Raw genomic sequence first — 1,109 nt, forward strand, 5'->3', positions numbered from 1 at the left:
CCTGGACACCGCCTCGAGCCGGTCGGACTCTTCCCGCGCCCAGTCCCTCGCCACCCTGATACGACGCAACAGCTCTTCCGCACTGATTTCCGCCATACATGGAACCTACCCGCAGTACCTCCTGGCAACTCTGAACCCGCAGCTGCGAATTGGTACTTCCCCGGGGACGTGGTCGACGTGGCGGCAGGTGTCATGATCGGAACCCGTGCACCGCCGTGGACCACGGTTTCACGGAGTCCTTGCTGACAGGTCTTGGTCGGCTCTGCTGCTGGTGTCCAAGCCAGCCTCACGTCACGCACCTCCAGGGTGGCCGGGACGGACAAACTTCCGCCGAGCCGAGTTCGCGCGGTCCTGAAGAGGCCCTTGGAGCCAGGCGGCGACTGGGGATGCCGAGTCGCCAACGTCGGCCTGAGCTACGACTTCCGTATCTCCATGCGAAGAATCGTGCAGAACAGCCGTTACGAAACTTGCTGCTCCGGTTGGGTGACGGGCGGAGGAGTGCGCCCGGTGGTGCGCTCCGGGCGCGCAATGATCGACCGGACGGTGTGCGCTTTGGGTGGGTGTAGCGGTCAGTGAATGTCAGGGCACGCTCATGCGGACTGCGTGTAGTGCGCAAGCGTGTGTGACGGGAATGTCCGGGGTCGGTAACCGGCCTCGTCGGGGGCCGTGGCCGGTCCCGTGTCGGGTCGAGAGTTTGGGTCCTCGGCCCACCGGGGGCCGGGCACCGCACCGGTACGAGCTTCGTATCGGCGGGTGAAGCACCGTTCTTGAGGGGTCACCAGATGTCTGCTTCGTCGACCGCCCGCCTCGTCGCCGCGACCGTCCTCGCCGCCGGCGCCATCGTCTCGGCCGCCGCTCTCCCCGCCACTGCCGCGGACCGGGGTCATGACCGGCACCCGCGGGTGGAGATCTCCCGGGTCCAGGCCGACGCTCCCGGACGCGACGACCGCTCCAACCGTTCCCTGAACGGCGAGTGGGTCGAGATCCGCAACACCACCCGCCAGCCGGTCAACCTCCGCGGCTGGACGCTGCGTGACTCCGACGGCAACCGGTACCGCTTCAACGACACCCGCATCGGCGGCCGCGCCACCATCCGGATCCACACCGGA

The 1,109-nt window shown here is 67.7% G+C and carries 1 protein-coding gene; it reads left to right on the forward strand.

Features of this window, described 5'->3' with window-relative positions:
* Window positions 1-782 precede the first annotated feature (782 nt).
* Window positions 783-1,109 (forward strand): lamin tail domain-containing protein (locus ADK55_RS15615; protein WP_078998962.1); only part of this gene is annotated, 327 nt, incomplete at its 3' end.

The organism is Streptomyces sp. WM4235 (genome assembly GCF_001279725.1).
In the GTDB taxonomy this organism is placed as follows: Bacteria; Actinomycetota; Actinomycetes; order Streptomycetales; family Streptomycetaceae; genus Streptomyces.